At 74.1% G+C, this 2,223-nt stretch carries 4 protein-coding genes and 1 pseudogene; 3 read left to right on the top strand and 2 right to left on the bottom strand.

From position 1 onward, the window contains the following. From AOK23_RS51065 to AOK23_RS40770, 3 genes and pseudogenes are all read left to right on the top strand, one after another. On the top strand, window positions 1-302 hold a 302-nt coding region (locus AOK23_RS51065; protein WP_240496796.1), incomplete at both ends, for a WYL domain-containing protein. 2 nt (window positions 303-304) lie between these two features. Further along, window positions 305-794: pseudogene (locus tag AOK23_RS51070) on the top strand (helix-turn-helix transcriptional regulator); the annotation flags it as partial. 98 nt (window positions 795-892) lie between these two features. Continuing rightward, window positions 893-1,411, top strand: coding sequence for a DUF4240 domain-containing protein (locus tag AOK23_RS40770; RefSeq protein ID WP_055717457.1), 519 nt, complete (start codon window positions 893-895; stop codon window positions 1,409-1,411). Here the strand turns inward: AOK23_RS40770 and AOK23_RS40775 are convergent. Next, complete coding sequence (locus tag AOK23_RS40775; protein ID WP_055717458.1) at window positions 1,401-1,691, bottom strand: hypothetical protein; 291 nt, start codon at window positions 1,689-1,691, stop codon at window positions 1,401-1,403. The two genes, AOK23_RS40770 and AOK23_RS40775, sit on opposite strands and share 11 nt — an antisense overlap. A 121-nt stretch (window positions 1,692-1,812) precedes the next feature. After that, a partial coding sequence (locus tag AOK23_RS40780; protein WP_206188018.1) for an N-acetylmuramoyl-L-alanine amidase occupies window positions 1,813-2,223 on the bottom strand: 411 nt, incomplete at its 5' end.

Raw genomic sequence — 2,223 nt, forward strand, 5'->3', positions numbered from 1 at the left:
GAGGCCGAGGCCCTGTTCCTCAGCGGCGTTCCGGGTGCCCTGCGCGAGATGGGCCTGGAGGACGCCGCCTCCGCCGCCCGCCTGAAGGTGTCGGCGGCCCTCCTCCCCTCCCTCCGCGACGCCTCGCGCACGGCGTCCCAGCGGTTCCACCTCGACGCGCCGAGCTGGTTCAAGGAGCCGAAGACCCCGGAGCTGCTGCCCGTCGTCGCGGACGCCGTATGGGACGACCGGCGGATCACGGCGCGCTACCGCAGGGGGGACACCGAGGTCGAACGGCGGCTGGAGCCGTACGGTCTCGTCCTNNCGCCCGCACCGGCCGCGACACTCCGGGCCGCCCCGACGCCCGTCCAGACACCGGCTCCGGCACCCGTTCCGCTCCCTTCCGTACGTACCGCATCGACCGGTTCAGCACCGTCGAGACCGAGGACGCCCGCTTCACACGCGACGAGGACTTCGATCTGCCGGCGTACTGGGACCATCAGGCGGAACGTTTCGCCCGCTCGATCCTGCACGCCGAGGTCGTCGTACGGCTGTCCCCGGAGGGCGTGCGGAGGCTGCCGCACGTCGTCGATCCCGTGTCGGCGCGGGACGCCCTCGCGGCGACGGACGACGCCCCCGACGCGCACGGCTGGACGACCGTGACGCTCCGGGTCGAGTCGGAGGACGTGGCCCGCACCCAGCTCACGGCGCTCGGGGCCGAGGTCGAGGTGCTCGCGCCGGAAAGCCTGCGGAGCCGTTTCGCGGAGGACGCGCGGCGGCTCGCCGAGCTGTATCGGGGAGCGGCGCAGGGCTGAGAGGGGCCGCACGGGCCGTCGGGGCGCGTCGGCGGGCGTGGCCGATCCGTGGTCCTCCACGTGCATCCGGCCCTCTGAGGCCCGATGCTGGACCCGTGATGGACGAGACGGAGTTCTGGGAGCTGGTGGACACGACCCGGGAGGACGCCGAGGGCGACCCGGAGGACCAGGCCGACCTGCTCGTGGAACGGCTCGGCCGACTGGACCCGGAGGCGGTGCTCGACTTCGCCCGCCACTTCGAGTCCCGCTACAACCGCGCCTACACCTGGGATCTGTGGGGCGCCGCCTGGGTGCTGCTCGACGGCGCCAGCGACGACGCGTTCGACTTCTTCCGGTGCTGGCTGATCGGCCAGGGCCGGGAGGTCTTCGAGGGCGCGGTGCACGACCCGGACGCGCTCGCCGATCTGCTGGGCGACTTCGACGAGGAGATCGACGGGGACGGCGAGGAGCTGGGGTACGCCGCGGACGAGGCGTACGAGCAGCTCACCGGCCTCGTCGCGCCGGACCTCGGCATTCCGCCCGGGCCCGGCGAGCCGGAGGGCGCCCCGGTCGACTTCGAGGACGAGAACGCGCTCGCCGAGCGCTACCCGAAGCTCTGGGAGCGTTTCAGGCCCTGAAGCCCCGGCTGGGGGTGCGCGGCAGAGAGGCGGGGGCCTGCGCGGCGGTGTACGTCCGGGACTCCTGACGCTCCCCTTCGTGGCCGCGTGCCGGGTGTTCGGGCGCGGCCGCCCCGTGCAGCGGGGCCGAGTTGGCGCGCTCCAGCGCGGAGGCGGTGACGGCGGACGGGCCGAGCAGGACCACGGCGGCCGCGCAGGCCACCGTCCAGGGGCTGCGCAGGGCGGCGGGCCAGGTGCGCCGCGCGGCGCCCGCCGGGCTCTTCGTACGGTTGCCGATCATGTTCCCCACCTCCGGTCGATGTGACACGACGACGGTAGGGCGGGGATCTTGGAGGAGTCTGTGAGACCGCGGCGGGCTGTCTGTGGACCTCATGAGATCCGGACCGGCCGCGGGGCCGGGGTCACGACCGGCCCTGGAGACGGGCCGCCAGTTCCCTGATGGCGGGCAGGCGTTCGGCGAGGGCCGCGCCCGGGCAGCTGGTCATGTAGCCGTCGCTGTGGCCCGCGAGGGTGGGCAGCAGGACGGTGGTGCCGGCGGCGTAGCGGCTGCGGCTGTTGCTGGAGGTGAGGCGCACGCTGCCGCGGGGGTCGCTGTCGGAGAGGCCGAGCTTCCAGGCGACGAGGGCGGCGATCGCGTCGGTCATGGCCTGGGGGACGGGGACACCGGCGGTGAACGTGCCGAGAGCGGCGATACCGGCCGTGCGGTGGTTGAAGCCCTGGGTGTGGGCGCCGGTGACGGGGCGGTCGACGCCGCCCGCGCGGCCCTCGTAGATGGTGCCGCAGCGGTCGACGAGGAAGTTGTAGCCGATGTC

It is taken from the genome of Streptomyces torulosus (assembly GCF_001419765.1).
GTDB classification, from domain to species: Bacteria; Actinomycetota; Actinomycetes; order Streptomycetales; family Streptomycetaceae; genus Streptomyces; species Streptomyces torulosus.